23 protein-coding genes are annotated in these 21,842 nt (G+C 70.5%); 8 read left to right on the top strand and 15 right to left on the bottom strand.

The features are described from left to right. Positions 1 to 52 precede the first annotated feature (52 nt). The 4 genes from F4553_RS15360 to F4553_RS15345 are packed head-to-tail and all read right to left on the bottom strand — an operon-like array spanning position 53 to position 3,013. Complete coding sequence (locus tag F4553_RS15360; RefSeq protein ID WP_184836575.1) at positions 53 to 439, bottom strand: Fur family transcriptional regulator; 387 nt, start codon at positions 437 to 439, stop codon at positions 53 to 55. Beyond that, positions 436 to 1,329: a metal ABC transporter permease gene (locus tag F4553_RS15355; protein WP_184836573.1), complete on the bottom strand. Its 894-nt coding sequence runs from the start codon at positions 1,327 to 1,329 to the stop codon at positions 436 to 438. Before F4553_RS15355 ends, F4553_RS15360 begins: the two co-directional genes overlap by 4 nt. After that, positions 1,326 to 2,123: a metal ABC transporter ATP-binding protein gene (locus F4553_RS15350; protein ID WP_184836571.1), complete on the bottom strand. Its 798-nt coding sequence runs from the start codon at positions 2,121 to 2,123 to the stop codon at positions 1,326 to 1,328. Before F4553_RS15350 ends, F4553_RS15355 begins: the two co-directional genes overlap by 4 nt. Next, the gene (locus F4553_RS15345; protein ID WP_184836569.1) at positions 2,120 to 3,013 is read right to left on the bottom strand and encodes a metal ABC transporter substrate-binding protein; all 894 of its coding nucleotides are present in this window, start codon (positions 3,011 to 3,013) and stop codon (positions 2,120 to 2,122) included. Before F4553_RS15345 ends, F4553_RS15350 begins: the two co-directional genes overlap by 4 nt. 154 nt (positions 3,014 to 3,167) lie before the next feature. On the opposite strand from F4553_RS15345, the gene F4553_RS15340 reads away from it, so the two are divergent. The 3 genes from F4553_RS15340 (at position 3,168) to F4553_RS15330 (ending at position 5,517) form a co-directional block, all read left to right on the top strand. Next, positions 3,168 to 3,497, top strand: coding sequence for an antibiotic biosynthesis monooxygenase family protein (locus F4553_RS15340; RefSeq protein WP_184836567.1), 330 nt, complete (start codon positions 3,168 to 3,170; stop codon positions 3,495 to 3,497). A gap of 13 nt (positions 3,498 to 3,510) precedes the next feature. Further along, positions 3,511 to 4,002 (top strand): hypothetical protein, encoded by a 492-nt coding sequence (locus F4553_RS15335; protein ID WP_184836565.1) that lies wholly within the window; start codon positions 3,511 to 3,513, stop codon positions 4,000 to 4,002. 138 nt (positions 4,003 to 4,140) lie between these two features. Further along, positions 4,141 to 5,517 (top strand): glycine--tRNA ligase, encoded by a 1,377-nt coding sequence (locus F4553_RS15330; protein WP_184836564.1) that lies wholly within the window; start codon positions 4,141 to 4,143, stop codon positions 5,515 to 5,517. A 148-nt stretch (positions 5,518 to 5,665) separates the two neighbouring features. Here the strand turns inward: F4553_RS15330 and F4553_RS15325 are convergent, their stop codons facing one another. The 3 genes from F4553_RS15325 to F4553_RS15315 form a co-directional block, all read right to left on the bottom strand. Beyond that, on the bottom strand, positions 5,666 to 6,847 hold the full coding sequence (locus F4553_RS15325; protein ID WP_184836562.1) for a hypothetical protein: 1,182 nt from the start codon (positions 6,845 to 6,847) through the stop codon (positions 5,666 to 5,668). A 5-nt stretch (positions 6,848 to 6,852) separates the two neighbouring features. Then, positions 6,853 to 7,383 carry a SigE family RNA polymerase sigma factor gene (locus F4553_RS15320; protein WP_184836560.1) on the bottom strand — a complete coding sequence of 177 codons (531 nt, stop codon included), beginning with the start codon at positions 7,381 to 7,383 and terminating at the stop codon, positions 6,853 to 6,855. A 155-nt stretch (positions 7,384 to 7,538) separates the two neighbouring features. Further along, entirely contained in the window at positions 7,539 to 8,570 is a 1,032-nt protein-coding gene (locus F4553_RS15315) for a S66 family peptidase (protein ID WP_184836558.1), read from the bottom strand. A gap of 67 nt (positions 8,571 to 8,637) precedes the next feature. Between F4553_RS15315 and dusB the strand changes: the two genes are divergently transcribed. Both dusB and F4553_RS15305 read left to right on the top strand, forming a co-directional pair. Next, positions 8,638 to 9,759: a tRNA dihydrouridine synthase DusB gene (dusB, locus tag F4553_RS15310; RefSeq protein ID WP_312875221.1), complete on the top strand. Its 1,122-nt coding sequence runs from the start codon at positions 8,638 to 8,640 to the stop codon at positions 9,757 to 9,759. Positions 9,760 to 9,792: 33 nt separating this feature from the next. Further along, a complete protein-coding gene (locus F4553_RS15305; protein ID WP_184836554.1) occupies positions 9,793 to 10,959 on the top strand; it encodes a DUF5685 family protein in 1,167 nt (388 codons plus the stop codon). Between the two features lie 46 nt (positions 10,960 to 11,005). Here the strand turns inward: F4553_RS15305 and F4553_RS15300 are convergent, their stop codons facing one another. The 7 genes from F4553_RS15300 to F4553_RS15270 form a co-directional block, all read right to left on the bottom strand. After that, the gene (locus tag F4553_RS15300) at positions 11,006 to 11,374 is read right to left on the bottom strand and encodes a hypothetical protein (protein ID WP_184836552.1); all 369 of its coding nucleotides are present in this window, start codon (positions 11,372 to 11,374) and stop codon (positions 11,006 to 11,008) included. A 10-nt stretch (positions 11,375 to 11,384) separates the two neighbouring features. Beyond that, the gene (locus F4553_RS15295) at positions 11,385 to 12,080 is read right to left on the bottom strand and encodes a hypothetical protein (protein WP_184836550.1); all 696 of its coding nucleotides are present in this window, start codon (positions 12,078 to 12,080) and stop codon (positions 11,385 to 11,387) included. 16 nt (positions 12,081 to 12,096) lie between these two features. Next, on the bottom strand, positions 12,097 to 14,244 hold the full coding sequence (locus tag F4553_RS15290; RefSeq protein ID WP_246467029.1) for an AAA family ATPase: 2,148 nt from the start codon (positions 14,242 to 14,244) through the stop codon (positions 12,097 to 12,099). 13 nt (positions 14,245 to 14,257) lie between these two features. Next, positions 14,258 to 14,581: a hypothetical protein gene (locus F4553_RS15285; protein ID WP_184836546.1), complete on the bottom strand. Its 324-nt coding sequence runs from the start codon at positions 14,579 to 14,581 to the stop codon at positions 14,258 to 14,260. Positions 14,582 to 14,590: 9 nt separating this feature from the next. Continuing rightward, entirely contained in the window at positions 14,591 to 14,911 is a 321-nt protein-coding gene (locus F4553_RS15280; protein WP_184836544.1) for a hypothetical protein, read from the bottom strand. 296 nt (positions 14,912 to 15,207) lie between these two features. Continuing rightward, positions 15,208 to 15,591 carry a VOC family protein gene (locus F4553_RS15275; RefSeq protein ID WP_184836542.1) on the bottom strand — a complete coding sequence of 128 codons (384 nt, stop codon included), beginning with the start codon at positions 15,589 to 15,591 and terminating at the stop codon, positions 15,208 to 15,210. A gap of 42 nt (positions 15,592 to 15,633) precedes the next feature. Next, positions 15,634 to 16,296: a hypothetical protein gene (locus F4553_RS15270; protein ID WP_184836541.1), complete on the bottom strand. Its 663-nt coding sequence runs from the start codon at positions 16,294 to 16,296 to the stop codon at positions 15,634 to 15,636. A 164-nt stretch (positions 16,297 to 16,460) separates the two neighbouring features. Here F4553_RS15270 and F4553_RS15265 point away from each other — a divergent pair, with 164 nt between their 5' ends. Together F4553_RS15265 and F4553_RS15260 are read left to right on the top strand one after the other, a co-directional pair. Next, positions 16,461 to 18,569 (top strand): DEAD/DEAH box helicase, encoded by a 2,109-nt coding sequence (locus F4553_RS15265; protein ID WP_184836539.1) that lies wholly within the window; start codon positions 16,461 to 16,463, stop codon positions 18,567 to 18,569. A 112-nt stretch (positions 18,570 to 18,681) separates the two neighbouring features. Beyond that, entirely contained in the window at positions 18,682 to 19,653 is a 972-nt protein-coding gene (locus tag F4553_RS15260; RefSeq protein WP_184836537.1) for a quinone oxidoreductase family protein, read from the top strand. 346 nt (positions 19,654 to 19,999) lie between these two features. Here the strand turns inward: F4553_RS15260 and F4553_RS15255 are convergent, their stop codons facing one another. Further along, the gene (locus F4553_RS15255; RefSeq protein WP_184836535.1) at positions 20,000 to 20,848 is read right to left on the bottom strand and encodes a PhzF family protein; all 849 of its coding nucleotides are present in this window, start codon (positions 20,846 to 20,848) and stop codon (positions 20,000 to 20,002) included. A gap of 57 nt (positions 20,849 to 20,905) precedes the next feature. Here F4553_RS15255 and F4553_RS15250 point away from each other — a divergent pair, with 57 nt between their 5' ends. After that, positions 20,906 to 21,838: a threonine/serine dehydratase gene (locus tag F4553_RS15250; RefSeq protein ID WP_184836533.1), complete on the top strand. Its 933-nt coding sequence runs from the start codon at positions 20,906 to 20,908 to the stop codon at positions 21,836 to 21,838. Positions 21,839 to 21,842 lie beyond the last annotated feature (4 nt).

The raw sequence follows: 21,842 nt of genomic DNA, 5'->3' as shown, positions 1-21,842 counted from the left end.
CCAGTGGCCCGCTGGCCGCGTTGCCCGCGACCAATGGGCGTGCGCCCTACGATCAGCGGCAGTTGGCGCAGGTCCCGAAGATCTCCAATGTGTGCGACAGGTCCGCGTACCCATGATCGGCGGCGACCTTGTCTGCCCAGTGCTCCACCGCCGGACCCTCGACCTCCACTGTGGCCCCGCAGCTGCGGCAGACCAGGTGGTGGTGGTGCGTGTCCGAGCAGCGGCGATAGAGGTGATCCCCGCCCGGCGGGCGCATCACGTCGATCTCCTCGGCATCGGCGAGCGCCTGCAGCGTGCGGTAGACCGTGGTGAGACCGATGCTCTCGCCCCGGTCCCGCAGCATCGCGTGCAGCTCCTGCGCGCTGTGGAAGCCGTCGACCTCGGTGAGCAGTGTCGTCACGGCAGAGCGCTGGCGGGTCGACCGCATCGGTGACGTCATCGGGTTAGCACCACCTCGGGAGGTTCGCATTCGGCCGGGAGCTGGCCGCCACGACGGCGTCGGGCACTGCGAACGATAGCCGAACAGACCGCCACGATGATAAATAGCGCGATCGCCACCAGCACCACGGTCGCGCCGGGTGCGGTGTCGGTGGGGCCGGAGATGACGATCCCGGCGACCCCGCTCACCAGCCCGAAGACCATCGCCAGCCCCATCGTGGAGCCGAATCCGCGGGTCACGAGCTGTGCTGCGGCGACCGGCACCACCATCAGGGCGCTGACGAGCAGCAGTCCCACGGCACGCATCGCCGTGGTGACCATCACGGCCGTGGTGATGGCGAGGACGAGGTTGAGGGTGCGGACGGGCAGGCCGGCGACTGTGGCGTACTCCTCGTCCTGGCAGATGGCGAAGAGCCAGGGCCGCAGCCCCAGACCGACCGCGAGCACGACGGCGCCGAGGATGACCATGGTCCACAGGTCCGAGGTGGTGATCGTCAGCGGCGAACCGAAGAGATAGGAGCTGAGGTTGGCGTTGGTCTTCGACAGCGCGATGAGGAAGACGCCGCCGGAGATGCCGCCATAGAAGAGGATCGCCAGTGCGATATCGCCCGACGTGCGGGAACGCTGCCGGATCAGCTCGACCGCGGTGGCGCCGAGCGCGGCGATGATCACCGCCCAGAGGATCGCCGAACGCTGCTGCTCGGGGCGGGGCTGCCCGGCCGCGACGAGCAGGCCGACACCGACGCCGGTGAGCGCCACGTGGCCGATGCCGTCGCCGATCAGCGACAGCCGCCGCTGCACGAGATAGATGCCGAGCGCGGGCGCCGTGAGCCCGGTGATCGCCGCTCCGATCAGGGCGTGCTGCATGAAGGCGTAGGAGAAGATGTTCACCGGTCACCCCAGATGTTGGCGGGCGTCTGCGGGGCGTGGGGGTGCACGTGGTCGTGGTCCGGGTGCGCGTGGTCGGCGGTCGGCTCGGGCACCGCGCCGTCGTGGGCGATCCCGCCGTCGTGGACGACGAGCGCCCGGGTGATGAGCGGCCGCAGCGGGCCGAGCTCGTGCGCGACGAGGATCACCGTGCCGAGCGTCCCCTCGGGGCGGGCGCCGCCGGGGTGCCAGCCGTCGGCGACGAAGTCGCGCAGGGCGCCGGCGAAGGCGACCTGGCTCGCCGCGTCGACGCCTGCCGTCGGCTCGTCGAGGATGAGCAGCTCGGGCTCGCCCGCGAGTGCCCGGGCGATGAGCGTGCGCTGCTGCTGGCCGCCGGAGAGGTCGGCGACGGGGTCGCGGGTGCGGTCGGTGAGCCCGACCGCCTCGATCGCGGCGGCGATGGCGGCCCGGTCGCGAGCGCTCTGCCACCTCAGGCCGCGGCGCGCGAGCCGGCCCGCCGCGACGACTTCACCAACCGTCGCCGGTACGCCGCCCCCGGCCCCCAACCGCTGCGGGACGTATCCCACCCGGGCCCACTGCCGGAACCGCTTCTGTGGTGTGTCGAAGAGGCGTACCTCGCCCGACGCGAGCGGCACGAGCCCCAGCGCCGCCCTGATCAGCGTGGACTTGCCGGACCCGTTGGCGCCGAGCACCGCGACGACCTCGCCCGCCGAGACCGTGACATCGACGCCCCGGAGCACTGGGCGCTCGTTGTAGGCGACCACCCCGTGCGAAATGCTCAGGACCGGCTCGCTCACGAGCACCCCAGCGCTTCGCGCAGGGTGGTGAGGTTGCTCCGCATGATCGAAATGTAATCCCCGCTGGAACCCTGCTCGAGCCCTTCGATCGGATCGAGCACGGCGGTCTTGGCGCCGACCTCCTTCGCGATCGTCTCGGCGATCTTGGGGCTGACCAGCGTCTCGAAGAAGATCGTGGTGGCGCCGGTGGACCTGGCGGCGGCCGCGACCTCGGCGAGGCGCTGCGGGGTCGGCTCGATCTCGGGGTCGAGCCCGGCGAGGCCGATCTGCTTGAGGTTGTAGCGGTCGGCGAGGTAGCCGAAGGCCTCATGCCCGGTGACGATCGCCTGGCGCTGGCACTTGCTCAGCCCCGTCGCATACTCCATGTCGAGCTCCGCGAGGTCGGCGTGCAGCTTCGCGGCCCGCGTGGTGTAGTCGGCGGCGTGCGCCGGGTCGACCTCGCCGAGCCGCCGGGCGAGCGCGTCGCCGATCGTGGCGAGCCGGGTCGGGTCGAGCCACAGGTGCGGGTCCTTCGCCGGGTGCCCGTCCTCGTCGGTGCCCTGCAGCCGGGGCACCAGGGCGCCCACGTCGAGGGAGTGGTCGGCGGCCTCGGCCTTGACCGCGGTGTCGACCGCGGGCTGGAACCCGTCGAGGTAGACGACGAGCTTGGCGTCGTGCACATCGGCGAGCTGGCGGGGGGTCAGCTCCAGGTCGTGCGGCTCGGCGCCGGGCTGAGCCAGTGTGGTCACGCTCACGGCGTCACCGCCGATCCGCTCGGAGATGAAGGCGAGCGGGTAGAACGCAGCCGTTATGGCGACCTTGTCGGAATCTGCGGGTGTGCCGGAGGTCCCGCAGGCGCTGACCAGACTGAGCGTCAACGCGGCGGTAAGGCAGGCGAGGAGGCGTCGCATGAGTTGTACTCAACCGTAAATGAGAATGATTGTCAAAACCGTTGCGACCCCAATTCGCGTTGATCAAGGGAAGACTCGCCGCAAATCGGGCACCCGGGATGGCGAGTCTTCCCTTGATCAACGCGAATTAGTGGGGGCAGGAGAGGATAGGAGCATGCTGGTGATGAATCGGTTTGTGATCGACGGCGGCGAGAGCGCGTTTGTGGAGCGCGCGCACGCGGCGCTTGCCGCGTTGGCGGCTCGGCCGGGGTATCTGCGGGGCGAGCTCACCCGCTCGCTGGACGAGCCCTCGTCGTGGTGTCTGCTGACCGAGTGGGAGTCCGTCGGGGCCTATCGGCGGGCGCTGGGCGGGTTCGATGTGAAGATCACCGCGACGCCGCTGCTCGCCGAGTCGCTCTTCGAGCCGTGCGCCTACGAGAGACTCGCCTCCGCGCTGCCCGGCGGAGAGGTCACCACGCGGGGCAGCGATCGTGCGGATGTCTGATTAGATCGACGTCATGAGCGAGACCCCACGCGTGCCCGTCCCGGCGGGCCCCGGCGCGCAGCCGCCCTTCGCCGTCGCACCGACCGAGGGCAGGTCCACCCGGCTCTGGTGGGGGCTCGGCGCCGGTGCCGTCGCCCTGGTCCTCTGCCTGGGCGGTGGGGTCGCCGCGCTGATCGGGATCACCGTCACCCTCACCGGCGCCATCCAGGAGCAGGGCAAAGTGGTCGTCGGCCACTACCTCGACGCGCTGCGCGACGAAGATTATTCCGACGCCTACGCCCTGCTCTGCAACAATCTCCAGCAGGAGGAGACGAAGGCCCAGTTCACCAACCGGGTCGACGGGGAGCCCCGCCCCGCCACCTACACCCTGGGTGAGCTTGATCTCCAGGCGCTGGAGCTCCCCGCCGACATCAAGTACACGGACGGCAGCACCGATTCGGTCCGCTTCCGGCTGAGTCAGGACACCGATACCGGCCAGCTCGAGGTCTGCGGCGAGCTGCCCTGATCACCCCTGCGATAATCCGGCTGCGGGTGGCTCAGCGCTGCCCGTACCGTTGACAAGACCGTCCGGGGTGCGCTGAGCGCGCCCACGGACAACCGCCGACAGCCAGCCGGCGGCCGACTCCATGGAAGGAGCCCTCCGATGCCCGCAGATCGCATCGACGCCGTCGTCAACCTCGCCAAGAAGCGAGGCTTCGTCTATCCGTCCAGCGAGATATACGGCGGTACGCGATCGGCCTGGGACTATGGCCCGCTGGGTGTGGAGCTCAAGGACAACGTCCGCCGCCAGTGGTGGAAGACGATGGTGCAGAAGCGGGACGACGTCGTCGGCCTCGACTCCGCCGTGATCCTGGCTCGCCAGGTCTGGGAGGCGTCCGGCCACGTCCGGGAGTTCACCGACCCGTTGACCGAGTGCACCAGCTGCCACAAGCGTTTCCGGGCCGACCACCTGGAGGAGGCGTTCCTGGCGAAGAAGCCCGACGGCCTCTTCGTGCTGACGGAGGCCAATTGCCCCAACTGCGGCAACAAGGGCACCTTCACCGAGCCGAAGATGTTCAACGGCCTGATGAAGACCTACCTCGGCCCGGTCGAGAGCGAGGAGGGCATGCACTTCCTGCGGCCCGAGACCGCGCAGGGCATCTTCGTCAACTACAAGAACGTCGAGACCTCGTCGCGCAAGAAGCCGCCCTTCGGCATCGCCCAGGTCGGCAAGAGCTTCCGCAACGAGATCACCCCCGGCAACTTCATCTTCCGCACGCGCGAGTTCGAGCAGATGGAGATGGAGTTCTTCGTCGAGCCCGGCACCGACGAGCAGTGGCACGAGTACTGGCTGGAGCAGCGCTGGAACTGGTATGTCGACCTCGGCATCGACCCGGAGAACATGCGCTTCTTCGAGCACCCCAAGGAGAAGCTCAGCCACTACTCCAAGCGGACCGTCGACATCGAGTACCGGTTCCGCTTCGGCGGCACCGAGTTCGCCGAGCTGGAGGGCATCGCCAACCGCACGGACTTCGACCTCACCACGCACGGCCAGCACTCCGGCACCGACCTGTCCTACTTCGATCAGGAGAAGCAGGAGCGCTGGGTGCCTTACGTCATCGAGCCCGCGGCGGGTCTGACCCGGGCCGTGCTCGCGTTCCTGCTCGACGCCTATGACGAGGACGAGGCGCCCAACTCCAAGGGTGGCGTCGACAAGCGTACGGTGATGCGCTTCGACAAGCGCCTCGCGCCGGTCAAGGCCGCCGTGCTGCCGCTGTCGCGCAACGCCGACCTCTCGCCGAAGGCGAAGGACCTCGCCGCGCAGCTGCGCGACCGCTGGACCGTCGACTTCGACGACGCGCAGGCGATCGGCCGCCGCTACCGCCGCCAGGACGAGATCGGCACGCCCTACTGCATCACGGTCGACTTCGACACGCTCGAGGACCAGGCGGTGACGATCCGGGACCGCGACACGATGCTCCAGGAGCGGGTCGCCCTCGACCAGGTCGAGCGTTACCTGCTGGAGCGCCTGCCCGCCTGATCGGCGTCAGCCACGGAGTCAGCGCCCACCCCAGCCCCCTGGGGTGGGCGCTGGCCTGAGGAGACCAGTCGAAGCGGGCCTGCCCGGCGGCTCCGTGGTCTTTCAGCGGATCGGCCCGGTGGGGGAGCACCGGGCCGATCCGCGATGGTCAGCGCAGCCAGCCGTCGAGTTGCCCGGCGAGCTCGGGCAGCACCACGAGGCCGCCCATCCCGGCTCGGCGCACCTCGGCGCACGGGGCGCGCAGCACGCGGACCTCGCTCACCGCGCCCGTCGCGTCGGCGATCCAGATCACGTCCAGCGAGCCGATCGCCACGTCGACGGCGCATCCGGCCAGGTTGGTCACGGTCGAGCCGCCCTCGGCGTCGGTGTTCTCACGCACCTTCGTCGCCTCGTTGAGCAGGTCGCGCACGGCGGGCGCCGCCGAGCGCTCGGCGTGCTGTGCGGTCAGCTTCAGCGTCCCGCCGCTCCCGGCGAGGTAGCGGCAGGCCCGCACCTCGACCAGCGCACTCGGCGCGAACACGTCGACGCTGCCCCGGTTGCGGGCGATGCCGTCACGGGCGTCGGTGTTGGCGGTCATCCCGCTCACCGCGGCCTGGGTCAGCGTCGCCGGGCAGGCCGGTGCCTGGACCGTCGCCGCGTCGGTCGAGGCGGCGAGCTGCTCGCGGTAGAGCCCGACGAAGCCGTCGAGCAGCGTGGGGGAGAATTTGCTGCTCCCCGACATGAAGCGGGTCCGGCCGTCGGCGATCGCCGTGCCGCAGTTGCGGTCGAGCGCCACCGTGACCTGGGCCCGGTCGGCGTAGGTCAGCACCAGCGAGAGGTCCTCGGCGAAGCCGATCATCGTGCAGCCGTGGTTGAAGGGCTGGCCGAGCTTCGCTGCGACCTCCTCCTTCGTCGGCAGCGCGTTCAGCGCCGCGACCAGCTCACCGGGGCGCAGCGTCACGGTCCGCGGCGTCGGCACGGTCCCGGCCGCCGGGTCCAGCGGCAGCTCGCAGAGGCTCACCGAGAGCGCGCCGTCGGGCACGAGCGCGCCCGGCTTGTCGACCAGCTCGCCGCTCTGCTTCGCCGGAGCGACGGGACACCTCGCCGCGTCGAACACCGGCGCCGTCGTGTCCGCCACCGGCTGCGGGGTGGTCCCGCGCCACAGGGTTGGTACGCCGAGAGCCACCGCCCCGACCAGCACCGTTGTCGCCACCGTCGCCATGATGGTGCGTGTCCTGGCCCGGCGGACCCGCCGTCCGACGTCGCCGATCCGGTCGGCCGGCTCGCCCAGCGGGGGCACGGATTCCAGCAGGACCTCACGCAGGTTGTCGGGGGGAGTTTCGTCCTTCACCGCTTCTATCCCTTCGTCGCCGAGCTCGATGCGGCCTCAGCCAGCCGCAGATGGGGGTCGGCACGCAACTTCGCCAGCGCCCGGAAAGCCTGCACCTTGACCGTCTCGGCGGAGCATTCGAGCAGCTCGGCCGTTTGTGCCACGGTGCGGTCCTCGACATAGCGGAGCACCACGATCGCCCGCTGCTGGCGGGAGAGCCCGGCGAGCGCCCGGCGGACCGCGTCGCGGTTGGCCTGCCGATCGGCGATGTCGGAGCCGGTCGACCGCTCCGGCAGCACCTCGGTCGGCAGCTCGGCCCGCCATCGCCGCCGCCACCACGTCACGTAGGTGGTGTAGAGCGCCTTGCGCACGTAGCCCTCGGGATTTCCGCCCTCGGTGACGTGCGGCCAGCGCCGCCAGGTGGCGGTGAGCGCGGTCTGCAGCAGATCCTCGGCCTTGCCGTTGTCGCCGGTGAGCAGCCAGGCCGCGCGCAGAAGTGCTGCGGAGCGGCTGGCGACGAAGTCGGCGAACCCGTCGGGTGGTGCTGGTGTCGTCATGCATCTCCTCCCGACGGCTAAACGACCTGGCGGAGACCGGAGGTTAACAGCCCTCGGAAGACACTCAACCCCGTCACGTTTTGCTGCAAAGCGTGGCTTCGGGCAGCGAAATGGCCACGCTTTGCAGCAAAACGTGACGGGGGGCGAGCGGGGGGTCAGTAGCGGACGGTGATCCGCCGTTCGATGCCGTCGACCCGGGCCAGGCCGCCGATCGGCAGGATGAGCTGCGGATCCGTGTGGCCGATGTCGAGGTCGAAGACGAGCACCGCATCCGGGTTGTAGACCGACACCGCCCCCAGCACCGCCGCCCGCTGATCCGCCGCGTAGGCCCGCCGGGCGGCGAGATCCTGCCGGGTCTCCGAGTCCCACGCCTTGGGCCGCCCGATCAGGATCGCCGCGAACCGCTCCAGCAACCCGCGCTCGCCCATGCTCCGCAGCAGGTAGCCGACCTCGGCCGCCGACGGCATCTCCTCCGAGGTCTCCAGCACCAGCACGCCGCCGGTGAACGCCTCGTTCTCCGCTACGCGTCCGGCCTGCAGGATCCACGACACCACCTCCAGGCAGCCGCCCCAGAGCCGGCCCTCGACCGCGCGTCGCGGTCCGTGCCAGCTCCAGCCCTCACCCGGCATCAGCTCCGGCTCCACCTCCAGGTTCGCGAGGTCGGCCCAGTCGCCATGCTCATCCGTGTACGCCTCGGCCGGGCTCAACGCGTACCAGTCGGAGGTGAAGAGAGCGGCCCGCAGCGACCTGGCGCTGACCGGCTGCAGTGACCCGCCGCGGCCCAGATGGACCATGACCGATCCGCCGTGATAGCCCACGACGCCCTGGTGGAAGAGGTAGTTGAGCAGGTTGGTGTTGTCCGAGTAGCCGAAGAACGGCTTGGGGTCGGCCCGGATCAGCTCGCCGTCGAGGTGCCCGATGACGGTGATCTGGTCGTCGCCGCCGATGCTCGCCATGATCGCCCGGATCGACGGGTCGGCGAAGGCCGCGTTGATGTCGCGGGCGCGATCACGGGGATCGGCGTTCATCGTGCGCGTCGTCGGGTACTCCACCGGCTCCAGCCCGAACTCGTCCCGCAACCGGCGCAGTCCCAGCTCGAAGACGTCCGGGAAGAGTCCCGGCAGGCCGGCGGAGGGCGAGAGGATCGCGACGCGGTCACCGGGGCGGGGCTTGGACGGATAGAGCATGACCGGGAAGGTAACGCACCGCACAGGGCTTCCGCCTCCGGTTATCGCGTATGCGATCCTCGATGGTGTGACCGAACTTCGCCTGGGGCGCTACACCGTCGACCCGCCCGTGGTCCTCGCGCCGATGGCGGGGATCACGAATGTCGGGTTCCGTCAATTGTGTCGGGAACAGGGCGGCGGGATCTACGTCTGCGAGATGGTGACGACGATCGCCATCGCGCACCGCAACCCGAAGACCGATCGCATGATCGCTTTCGCCCCCGACGAGAATCCGCGCAGCCTGCAGCTCTTCGGCGTCGACCCGGAGATCACCGCGAAGGCCGTGCGCCGGATCGTCGACGAGAACCTCGCCGACCACATCGACCTGAATTTCGGCTGCCCCGTGCCCAAGGTGACGCGTAAGGGCGGCGGCTCGGCGATCCCGTGGAAGCGCAAGCTCTTCGGCGCGATCGTCGCGGCGGCCGTCGACACCGCGAAGCCCGCGGGCATCCCGGTCACGGTCAAGATGCGCAAGGGCATCGACGACGACCACCTCACCTATGTCGAGGCGGGGCTGATCGCGCAGGAGGTCGGCGCGACCTGGGTGGCGCTGCACGCGCGGACCGCCGCCGAGCGCTACTCCGGCACCGCCGACTGGGACGCGATCGGCACGCTCAAGCAGGCCCTCGACATCCCGGTGCTCGGCAACGGCGACATCTGGGAGGCCGACGACGCGCTGCGGATGGTCGCCGAGACCGGCTGCGACGGCGTCGTGGTGGGCCGGGGCTGCCTGGGGCGGCCGTGGCTCTTCGCGGACCTGGAGGCCGCATTCGCCGGGCGGCCCGAGCGGGTCATGCCCAACCTCGGGCAGGTCGCGGTGATCATGCGGCGGCACGCGGAGTTCCTGAGCCTGGCGATGACCGAGAAGTTCGGTGTCGTCGACTTCCGCAAGCACGTGGCGTGGTATTTGAAGGGCTTCCCGGTCGGCTCCGAGCTGCGGCGGTCGATGGCGATGGCGTCGTCGATGATGGAGCTCGACGACCTGCTCGGCAAGCTCGACGGCGAGGTGCCCTTCCCGGTGTCGGAGCTGGGGCAGCCGCGCGGGCGGACCAACTCGCCCGGCAAGGTCTTCCTGCCCGCCGGGTGGCTCGACGACCGCGACGACATGTGCGTCCCCGAGGGCGCCGAGATGGACGACTCCGGCGGTTAGCCCGAGTAGCCATGACCGCCTATGCTGCCGGTCGTGTTCGGGATCATTCGCCCCTGTCAGCACAGCCTCTCCGCGTCACTGCGCGACGAGTGGCTGGGCCACCTCTGCGGCATGTGCCTGTCCCTGCGTGACCAGCACGGGCACGCCGCCCGGCTCGTCACCAACTACGACGGGCTGCTGATCTCCGCGCTCGTCGAGGCACAGGCACCGGCGGCGCAGCGCCGCTCGGCCGGCCCGTGCGCGCTGCGGGGGATGCGCGGCGCCTCGGTGGCGATCGGGGGATCGGCGCAGCTCGCGGCCGCGGTCTCGCTGGTGCTGGCGTCGGCGAAGCTGCGCGATCACGTGGACGACCGCGACGGCATCTACCGCCGCAAGCCCGTCGCGGCCGGGGCCAACCTCGTCGCCCGCCGCTGGGCCAAGGCCGCGCGGGAGACCGGCGTGCTCGTCGGCTTCGACACCGGAGTCCTGCTCACCGCAGTCGCCGAGCAGCGCTCGCTGGAGCTCGCGGCATCGGTGGGTACGCCACTGCTCACCCTCACCGAGCCCACCGAGATCGCCACCGCCGCCGCGTTCGCGCACACCGCCGTCCTCGCCGGTCGACCGGAGAACGCCGAAGCCCTCGCCGAGGCCGGCCGGCTCTTCGGGCGCATCGCGCACCTCGTCGACGCCGCCGAGGATCTCGATCAGGACCGGCTCACCGGCGCGTGGAACCCGCTGCTCGCCACCGGTGCGACGACGCTCGACGCCGGCCGGCTCGCCCGGGACGCGATGGCCGGGATCCGGCTGGCCCTGCATGAGGTCACCTTCACCCGGAAGGCGCTGGTCCACGCACTGCTCGTGCACGAGCTGGACCACGCGGTCACCCGGACCTTCTCCGCCTCCGATCCGGGGTACTACCCGCCGGTCATCCAGCCGGGCAAACCGCCGCGGCAGCCGCGGAAGCCCGGCGGCGGGTCGTGCTGGTGGCCGATCAGCGAGCACCCGCCGCGGCCGAACGGATTCTTCACCGGATGCGCGATCGGGACGTGGATGTGCTGCACGTGCCAGGTCTGCTGCCGCAGCGACTGGCCCGGACCGTGGAGCGGGCGCAAGCGCAGCGGCCCGTGCTCCGACTGCGGTGACTGCTCAGGCTGCGATTGCTGCGACTGCTGCCGCTGCTGCGGCAAGGCCGACTGCGACTGCGGCCCCTGCGACTGCTGAGACCCCCGGCGCTCACGCCGGGGGTCTCAGACGGTGCTGCGGTGGATCACCACTCGCCGAGGTTGGAGACGAACTGCTGCATCCACTGACGGCCGGCGATGCTGGTGATCTGCCCGGCGGTCGAGAGGGCGTTGGAGAGGTGGGCCGCGTTCGTGGGGCGGTAGTCGGTCTGGTGCGCGGCACAGGCGTACCGCCAGTTGCGTACGTGCTCGGTGTGCTGGCAGCTGAGGCAGCGGTAGTGGGCGCTGCTCCCCACCTGCACGGTTCCGTTGTCGACGGCGTGGTACCACTGGCCGATCGGGCCCGCTTCGACGTTGTCGGCGAGGCAGGCCGGGCACCGCATGACCAGGTCGAACCACTCCTTGGTTTCCGGCTCCCGAACTGCGGGACCGTACTGATCGGGCATCTGCGACACTGTCGTCTCCTTAGAGGGGGGTTGCTTCGGGTCGCTCGTAGCGTTCGGGCCGCTCGGCGGGGGCGATGGCGAGGTACCCGGCGAGGTGCGGATCGAGGAGCGCAAGCCGGTCCAGCCCGGCGTCGACATCTCCGCGCTGGTGCTGGTGCTGGCTGGCCTCGGCGGCAGGGTCCTTGAGGAACCGCTCCTCGATCCGGTCCGACTCGTGGAGGCCTCGGGCGACAGCCTCCGTGGCGTCGAGGATGTCCTGCTCCGAGGGCTGCACCTCGTCGAGCGACGGGAGTTGGTAGGGGGCGCCCAGGACGCAGAGCAGGATCGGTACGGCGTAGGTGTCGGCCGCTGCGATCTCCCGCCCGGCCCGGCCGCCGAACCAGCTCAGGAAGTCGTCGATCATCCACTGGCCCTCGGACCGCACCGGGTGCACGATCCGCTGCAGGCAGACGATCTGGAGGTGCACCTCGGTACGCACACCGAGCTCGTCCTCGGCGATGGCGTCCCGGTCCAGGTGGTTGTCCAGTCGCGTGGCGCTGAGGGCACGGAAGCCCTCCGTCACCTGCTCAAGCCGTTCCATGGCGTTGAGCAGCCGCTCCCAGGTGTCGTCGAGGAACTGCAGGTTGACGTTCTTGGGAGCGGCCAGTTGCTGCTTCTGCGGCGTACCGCCGCGCCCGCCGACCGGTGGCTCGCCGATGTTGTATGGCTGTGACATTCAACTAAACCCTTCTCTAACTGACGTGGTGCCTACGCGCCACACGTGCCAGTGCTGTCGACACGTGACGTGCCTCGACGACGAGCTTGTCCGGGTCCTCCCACAGGGCACAGACGAGCGCCTCGTGGCAGACCCGCAACACCTGACCGATCGGGAGTCCGTCCAATTGCGACGCCACCTCGTCGATCGCGACCTCCGCACTCAGATGGGCCGAGAGGCGGCGCTCCAGCACCACCTCCACATCCGCCCTGGTGAGCTGGTCCATGTGGACCACATCCGAGAAGAGGGCGTCGCCCACGGCGAGGTCGTCGCGGGTCGCCACCACGACGAATGCCGAGGTGGTAAGCCGTAACTGGGCCAGCTCGTTGGAGACCTGGGCCAGGACTCGGCGGGAGAGGTCGGAGCCGGCCGCGGCGAGCTGCTCGAAGTTGTCGATCAGCACGATGCTCGGCGACGCGTGGCGGGCCTTCGTGAATGCGTTGCGGACCAGGCGCTCGCTCTCGCCGACCCACGGGCTCAGCAAGTCGACGCTGGGCAGGTGGATCAGCGATGCGGAGAGCCGTTTGGCGAGAGCCGCGACGAGCGCGGTCTTGCCGCTGAGGGCCGGTCCCGAGAGCATGATCCCGCCGCCGAGGTCGATGCCGAGCTGCTTGAGGCTCGTGCTCTTGCTCATGGGCCAGTCGATCAGCTCGGTGAGGGCGCGTTTGGCGTTCGCCAGTCCGACGAGGTCGTCCCAGTCCGGACCCACCACCACCTGACGCTGCTCGCGGAACGCGGACGGCTGCACGTGGCGGAGCCCTTCGACGAAGTCCGCCTGGCAGACGCTGACCGCGGCGACCGGCAGTGCGTCCCCGACCGCGGCCTGCCGCCGATGGTCGTCGAGGGTGCGGCGGGCCGAGGCCATCGCCGCTTCCTGGCAGAGGCTCGCCAGGTCCGCGCCGACGTAGCCGACGGTCATCTCCGCGATCGCCATGAGGTCGACGTCGTCCGCGAGCGGGATCTCCCTCGTGTGCACCAGCAGGATGGCGTGGCGGCCGTCGTGGTCGGGCGGTCCGATCTCGACCTCGCGGTCGAACCGCCCCGGCCGGCGCAGCGCCGGATCGATGGCGGAGGGCCGGTTGGTCGCACCGATCACGACCACCTGCCCGCGATCGGTGAGGCCGTCCATGAGGGTGAGGAGCTGGCTCACCAGGCGTACTTCCAGGTCCCCGGAGACGTTGTCCCGGGAGGGGGCCAGGGAGTCGAGTTCGTCGAGGAAGATCACGCTCGGCTGTTCGCGTGCGGCGTCCTCGAAGACCTTGCGCAGCCGCTGCTCGCTCTCCCCGTAGAACTTCGACAGGACCTCGGGCCCGTTGACGGCGAAGAAGCTCGCGCCGAGCAGCCGCGCCACCGAGCGGGCCAGCAGGGTCTTCCCGTTGCCGGGAGGGCCGTGCAGGATGATCCCTCGCGCCGTCCGGATGCCGAGCCGCTCGAACAGCTCCGGGTACTTGGCCGGCCAGACGACGAGCTCCGCGATCTGCTGGAGCGGACCGTCCAGGCCGCCGATGTCGTCGAAGACGGCGCGTTGCGGCACCGGCCGGTTGGTGGAGCCGGTCAGGTGATCGGAGTCCGGGAGGGCGATGACGACCTCGGTCTCGCTCGTGCAGCGCACCGCTGCCGCGGCGGGCTCGGCGGCGGTCACCTCGAAGGTGGCCTCACCACCGCCGAGCGGCAGCGAGAAACCGTGCCCCACGGTGAGCGACAGCGCCGAATCGGTGAGCCGCTGCCGGGTGTTGTGCGCCTGCTCCCGTCCGTCGCCGAAACTCAGCCCGCTGTCGACCCGGTGCAGGGTGATCGACGTCGCCGGGGCGGCCTGTGTGATCGGATCCCAGAGCTCGATGTCGAGGTCGTCGCCCTCGACCGCCCCGGCATTGCGCAGGATGTAGCCCTGCGCCGCGATGGTCGTCGGCTTGACCTCGTCCGAGATGTGCAGCCGGGCGAAGCCCTGCTCCCCCGTCCGCGGATTGACCAGGCGGGCATGGACCGGCTTGGTCGCGATCACCGTGGCGACGCCGAGCTGCTCGGCGACGGCGGTGCAGACCGCGGCCAGGTGCATGCCGCGGTGTCGTGGCTCATCGACGGCGGCCGTCAGGCGAACCACGCCGGCGGGGGCCTGTTCGAACATATCGGTCACGCGCCTACCAATCTGAGAGGTTGCCGAGGATGCTGATGAGCCACGAGCGACCCCCTGCGGCGAGGAGGGCCGCGGACATGCTCATGGAGCTCGCGAAGTGGGACGAGGTGGTGCTGCGGTAGTCACCCTGGTGATTGGCGCAGGAGTACCGCCAGTGCCGGATATGGCTGGCGAAATAGCATCGGGAGCACCGGACCGTCGCGTCGCTCCCGATGTCCAGGGGGCCGTCGCAGTCGGAGTGGTACCAGTAGGTGGGAGGCCCGGCCCGCTGCCCGCTGGCGGCGCAGGCCGGGCAGCTGAAATAGAGCCGGTGATAGACGACCGACATACCCGATCGTCACCAGTCGCCTAGGTTCTGCAGGAATGTCAATAACCATTGCCGGCCGGCGATGCTGGTTATCTGTCCTGCGGTGGAAACGGCATTCGCCAGGTGCGCCGAACTGGTCGGGCGGAAATCTGATTCGTGCGCCTCGCACGCGTACCGCCAGTTTTGCACGTGACTTGACACGTTGCATCGTTTGCAACGGTAGTTCGCATCATCACCGATCTGCAGGCCGCCGCCGCAGGAGTGGTGATACCACGGAGCAGGGACTTTGCCATCCTTGCCGTCTGCGATGCAGGCGGGACAGCGAATGACTAGATCAAAGTATTGAGCCACGGAGACTCATCGCGTTAGCCATGGGGCTGATCATGAATGGCATCGTAGGAGTCCGCGATGGTCATCTCAATGAATGTGTCCTGATGGGGACTGGTTAAGGATCCTTCAAGGAGTGGGGTGAGGCGTCGGCTATAAGCGCCGATCGTCGGCAGTCCCGGAGTGGGACGTGATGCTTACCGATTGGGGCGATGGTGGCAATTGAAATGATGTAAGTCAATGCCTACTGCGGTGATCACGTCGGATTCCCTGAACCAGACGTGATCACCGCGCAGCGCCGGCCCGCACCGCGCCTGCGCTCAGACGTCGACGTGCTGGCTGATGCAGATCAGGTTGCCCTCCGAGTCGTGGAAGAACGCCGACTCGACGCCCTCCATCGTCACGACCCCGTCCTCGGTCCTCATGCCCGGCAGGTCGAACTCCTCGAAGGTGATGCCGTTCGCCTTCATCGTCGCCACCTCGCCGGACACGTCGGCGACCTCGAAGACCGCCTGCGTGTGGTCGCCGCTGGCCCGCCCGGTCGACGGGAACAGCAGGATGCGGCTGTTGTCGCCGCACTCGAAGACGAGGCCCGCATCGGTCTCCTTGACCGGTTTGAGGCCGAGATTGCGTGCGTAGAAGTCCTTGGCGCGTGCCAGATCAGAAGCCGGCAGCGTACCCAGGACCCGTCCGGTCACCGTCATACGATCGCCTCCCTCATTCCCCCCGATTTTATGCCTTTTCGCTCAGGGGCGATGGGAGAGTTCGGCCTCGCGGGCCGCCTCGGCTGCCTCGTCGGCGAGGGCGCGGGCCGCGATCACGGCGACGTCCGCCCGCATCCGGGCCGCGCGCTCCGCGAGGGCGGCGAGCTCGTAGCGCCGCCAGGTCTCGGCGCCGTCGGCGCGCAGCTTCGCCAGCTCGTGCGCGCGCTGCGCCCAGACCGGGTCCCAGCCGCCCACGCGCTGCCAGACGGCCTGCAGCTCATCGACGGAGATCTCCCCCCGACGGTACGCCGCCCGAGCCGCCCGCGATATCTCCTTCTGATCGGTGCCGGAGACGGAGCTGATGACGGGGAAGGAGCCGGTCGCCGTGGTGGCGGTCTCGAGCGCCCGGGCGGCGATGCCGTGCTCCTGCCAGACGGCGTCGCGCAGCGCCTCGGCCTCGGCATGCTCCGCGAGCGCCTCGGCGGCGACGATCGCGGCTCGCTGAGCAGCGACGACTGCGTTGGCGGCGATCGCCTCCAGCCCGTCCGGGTCGATCACCACGTCGTCCTCGTCGCGGATCACCGGACGGTCGTCGAAGCTGGACTGCCGCCGCCGCTGGACCCGGATCATCCGGATCAGAGCCAGGATCCCGAGGGCAGTGAATATCGCCAGAAAACCCCACAGGATCGGCCCGGGCTGCGACATCTCCCCGAGCGTAGTCGCAGATCGATATATGTCCAGCGGTAGCCGAAGGTGCAGGCCAGGGTAGGTGAGCATCTTCGCGGAATCGTGTGAGAACCATCTCCCGCGGTACCGCCCCGACGGTCAGCTCCCGGCGGGTGTCGGGGTGGGGTGATAGAACTGGGCGCATGGCGGTCGACACAGCAGTCAGGGACCAGGCCGAGGCGGTGCTTCGGCGCCTCGCCGGAGACGACGCCAGGCTTCGCGAGGACCAGTGGCGCGCGATCGAGGCACTCATCGAGGGGCGGCGGGTGCTCTGCGTCCAGCGCACGGGCTGGGGCAAGTCCGCGGTCTACTTCGTCGCCACGGCGCTGCTGCGAGCGCGTGGTCACGGGCCGACCGTTATCGTCTCGCCGCTGCTGGCGCTGATGCGCAACCAGGTCGAGGCGGCGGCCCGCGCCGGAGTGCAGGCCCGCACGATCAACTCGGCCAACCTCGACGAGTGGGACGAGATCACCGCCGAGATCGCCGACGGCTCGGTCGACGTGCTGCTGATCAGCCCCGAGCGGCTCAACAACCCCGACTTCCGCGACTCGGTCCTGCCCAAGCTCGCCGCGACCACCGGGCTGCTCGTCGTCGACGAGGCGCACTGCGTCTCCGACTGGGGGCACGATTTCCGGCCCGACTATCGCCGCCTGCGGACGATGCTCGCCGAGCTCACGCCGGGCACCCCGGTCCTCGCGACGACCGCCACCGCCAACGAGCGGGTCACCGCCGACGTCGCCGAGCAGCTCGGCGAGGCGCTGGTGCTGCGCGGCCCGCTCGACCGCGAGTCGCTGCGCCTCGGCGTGATCTCGCTGCCATCGGCCGCGCACCGGCTCGGCTGGCTCGCCGACCGCCTCGACGAGCTGCCCGGATCCGGCATCATCTACACCCTCACCATCGCCGCCGCCCACGAGACCGCCGAGTTCCTCGGGGCGCGGGGCTACCCGGTTGCCGTCTACACCGGACAGTCCGAGGACGCCGATCGGCGGGTCGCCGAGCGCGACCTGCTCGACAACAAGCTCAAGGCCCTCGTCGCCACCTCCGCGCTGGGCATGGGCTTCGACAAGCCCGACCTCGGCTTCGTCGTGCACCTCGGCGCGCCCGCCTCGCCGATCGCCTATTACCAGCAGGTCGGCCGGGCCGGCCGGGCCGTGGCGAGCGCCGAGGTGGTGCTCCTGCCCGGCTCCGAGGACGAGGCGATCTGGAAATACTTCGCCTCACTCGCCTTCCCGCCGGAGGAGCAGGTGCGGCGGGTCCTCGACGCGCTCGCGACCTCCGATCGTCCACTCTCGACCCCGGCCCTGGAGGTCCAGGTCGAGCTGCGCCGGGCCCGGCTGGAGCTGATGCTCAAGGTCCTCGACGTCGACGGCGCGGTCCGCAAGGTCCGTGGCGGCTGGACCTCGACCGGCGAGCCCTGGCGCTATGACACCGAGCGCCACCAGCGCATCGTCGCCGCCCGTTCGGCCGAGCAGCAGTCGATGCGCGACTACGCCAAGCTCACCGGCTGCCGGATGGAGTTCCTCCGCCGCTGCCTCGACGACCCGGCGGCTGCGCCGTGCGGACGCTGCGACCGCTGCACCGGGTCGGGACTCAGCGCCGAGGTCTCGGCGGCGGCGCTCGACGCCGCATACTCCTTCCTCGGCCGTCCCGGCCTGCAGATCGAGCCGCGCAAGCTGTGGCCGACCGGTCTCGCCGCAGTGGGGGTGCCGCTCAGCGGACGGATTCCGGCAGACGAGCAGGCGTGGCCGGGCCGAGCCGTCGGGCGGCTCACCGACCTCGGCTGGGGAGCCCGGCTGCGGGAGCTGCTCGCCGAGGGGACACCCGATACAGTCGCGACGCCCGAGGTGCTCGCCGCGGTGATCGAGGTGCTCAAGGCCTGGGCACACGGCGACGACCCGTGGCCCGAGCGGCCGCGCGGTGTCGTGATGCTCGCCTCGCGCCGCCGATCCCGCCTCGTCACGAGCGTCGCGGAGCACGTCTCCCGGGTCGGTCGGCTGCCGCTGCTCGGCACGATCGACCAGACCGGTGACGCGGCTCCGGCCAGCGTCAACAGTGCCCAGCGGGTGCGCTCGCTGCACGGTTCCTTCGTCGTGGGGTCCGAAGTGGCCGATGCCCTCGCGGGCCTCGGCGGTCCCGTGCTGCTCGTCGACGATCTCGTCGACTCGGGGTGGACGATGGCGCTCGCCGCCCGCGAGCTGCGGCTCGCCGGAGCGGCGGCGGTGCTGCCGCTCGCACTCGCCAGCGCGAGCTGAGCGGGCGTCCGGCTGCGGTGGCGATGCTCTGTGCCACACCCGGAAGCGTTGGCGCCCCACCATCGTTGGCACTGTCGAGCAGGACGATCCAGCACAGGAGGAGAGCAGACCGATGCGCGCAATCCAGATCACCGAGCCGGGCGGACCGGAGGTACTCGTCGCCACCGAGGTCGACGCACCGCAGCCGGGGCCCGGTGAGGTCGCCGTCGAGATCACCGCGGCCGGGGTCAACTTCATCGACATCTATCACCGCGAGGGCCGCTACCCGGTCGCGCTGCCCTACATCCCCGGCGTCGAGGCCGCGGGCCGCGTCGCCGACCTCGGTCCGGGGGTCACCGGCCTCGCGGTGGGTGACCGCGTCGGCTGGGTCAGCCACCCCGGGGGGTACGCAGAACGCGCCGTCGTCCCCGCCAAGCTCCTCGTCCCGCTGCCCGACGGCGTCGACGACGAGACGGCAGCAGGTGTGCTGCTCCAGGGCATGACGGCACACGCTCTGACGCACGATGTCTACCCGGTGCGGCCCGGCGACGCCATCCTCGTCCACGCCGCCGCCGGTGGCATGGGGTTGCTGCTGACCCAGCTCATCACCCACCTCGGCGGGCGGGTCATCGGCACCACCTCCACCGCCGCCAAGGAGGAGCTGGCTCGCGCCGCCGGTGCCGCCGAGGTGATCCGCTACACCGAGGTCGACGATCTCGCCGCCGAGGTGCGCCGCCTCACCGGTGGCCGGGGAGTCGCCGCCGTTTATGACGGTGTGGGTGCGCAGACCTTCGACGCCAGCCTCGCCAGCCTGCACCTGCGCGGCACGCTGGCCCTCTTCGGCGGAGCGAGCGGTCCCGTGCCGCCCTTCGACCCGATGCGGTTGATGGCGTCGGGCTCCATTTCGCTGATCCGGCCGACGTTGGGCCACTTCATCGTCGAGCGTGAGGAACTGCTGCGCCGGTCGTCCGATGTGCTCGGCTGGGTGGCGGACAAGACGCTCGCGGTGAGCATCACCGAGCGCTACCCGCTCGCCGAGGCGGCCCGAGCCCACACCGACCTGGCGGGCCGCCGCACCACCGGCAAGCTCCTCCTGCTCCCCTGAGCCCAAGCCCGCCCACCAAGCCCGTCCTCGCCCACCAAGATCGCCGCAACTCTTCAAGAGTTGGTGCTATCCGTCGCCCCCGCGCCGCATGATCGTGCTGCTTCCCGGAAATAGGCCCCTCGCGTGGTCAAGATTCGCGATAAATGTGGGAAGTAACGCGATCATGCCGTGGGTGCGTGGGTGCGTGGGTGCGTGGGTGCGTGGGTGCGTGGGTGCGTGGGTGCGTGGGTGCGTGGGTGCGCGGGGTGCGCGGGGTGCGCGGGGTGCGCGGGGTGCGCGGGGTGCGCGGGGTGCGCGGGGTGCGCGGGGTGCGCGGTGTGCGCGGTGTGCGCGGTGTGCGCGGGTGTCAGGCGGGCATGGCTACGGCGTTGCCGGTGACGCGGACGGTGTCGGCGTCCGCGGGGATGCCGACCGTGAGCAGGCCGGGGCGGCCCAGGTCCTCGCCCTGGTGCAGCGTCAGCGTCACCGGCGGATCCACCAGCTCCAGGCTGCGCAGATAACCGCCGAACGCCGCCGCGGCGGCCCCGGTCGCCGGGTCCTCGACGACTCCGCCGACCGGGAACGGGTTCCGTACGTGGAAGGTGGTCGCCGACTCCCGCCACACCAGCGCGATCGTGGTCCAGTCCCGGCTGAGCATGAGGTCGCGCAGGGCGTCGAAGTCGTAGTCCAGCGCGGCGAGCCGTTCCCGGGTGCCGGCCGCCAGCACGGGGTGGAACGCACCGGCGTAACCGACCATCGGCGGCAGCGCCGGGTCGAGGTCGTCCGGTGCCCAGCCGAGTGCGTCGAGCAGGGCGTCGAGGTCGGCACCGGCGATCGGCGACACCGAGGTCGGCACGCTGGTCAGGGTGGCCGTGGGCTGGCCGTCCCCGTCGAGGCTGGTCTCGATCACGATCAGCCCGGCCTTCGTCTCGAAGTGCAGGGTCCCCGGACCGAACCGCTCGGCGACGGCGACTGCGGACGCGATCGTCGCGTGCCCGCAGAACGGCACCTCCACCTGCGGGCTGAAGTAGCGCACCGCGTAGCGGCGATCGTCCCCTGGCAGCGGGCTCAGGAACGCCGTCTCCGAGTAGCCCACCTCGGCGGCGATCGCCAGCATCTCGTCGGCGGTGAGCGCCTCGGCGTCGAGGACGATCCCGGCGGGGTTCCCGGCATCGGGGTCGGTCGCGAAGGCGGAGTAGCGCAGTACCTCGGTCATGGATCGATGCTATGTCGCTGCGACGGCCGGGCCGGGTCTGCCTAGTACGGTGAGCCGGTGATCACACGTGATGACGTCGACGCCGCCACGGTGCGGATCGCCGGCCGCGTCCGGCGTACCCCACTGATCGAGGGTGACCGGCCGACCAGCTGGCTGAAGCTCGAATACCTGCAGCACACGGGCAGTTTCAAGGCGCGTGGCGCCGTCAACCGCGTGCTGGGCGCGCGGGAGAGCGGCGAGCTGACGGCGACCGGCGGCATCGTGGTCGCCTCGGGCGGCAACGCGGGCCTCGCCAACGCCTACGCCGCGCGGGCGATCGGGGTGGCGGCGACGGTCTTCGTGCCCGAGACGGCGCCCGCGGTGAAGGTCGCGAAGCTGCGGGCGATGGGCGCCACGGTGGTGCAGCACGGCAGCGAGTACGCCGTCGCCTACGAGGCCGCGGTGAAGTTCGCCGCCGACACCGGTGCCGTCTACTGCCACGCCTACGACCAGCCCGAGATCGTCGCCGGGGCGGGCACGACCGCCACCGAGCTGCTGCTGCAGGTTGCCGGGCGGGGTGCCGGAGTCGACACGATCGTCGTCGCGGTCGGCGGCGGTGGCCTGATGGCCGGGGTGGCGGCAGCGGTCGAGGGTGTCGCTCGGGTGGTCGCCGTCGAGCCGGTGACGATTCCGACCCTGCACACGGCCTTGGATCGGGGCGGGCCGGTCGACGTGGCGGTCTCCGGGATCGCCGCCGATTCGCTCGGGGCGCGCCGGATCGGCGACATCGCCTACGCGGTGGCGGTGCGGACCGGGGTGCAGAGCGTGCTCGTCGCGGACGAGGAGATCATCGAGGCCCGTCGGCGGCTCTGGCAGGAGCGGCGGATCGTGGTCGAGCACGGCGCCGCGGCTGCGCTGGCCGCGCTGACCAGCGGTGTCTACCGGCCGGAGCCGGACGAGCGGGTCGCGGTCATCCTGTGCGGAGCGAACACCGATCCGTCGGACCTTTAGCCGC

It is taken from the genome of Allocatelliglobosispora scoriae (genome assembly GCF_014204945.1).
In the GTDB taxonomy this organism is placed as follows: domain Bacteria; phylum Actinomycetota; class Actinomycetes; order Mycobacteriales; family Micromonosporaceae; genus Allocatelliglobosispora; species Allocatelliglobosispora scoriae.
This window is presented reverse-complemented; position numbering and strand designations above follow the sequence as displayed.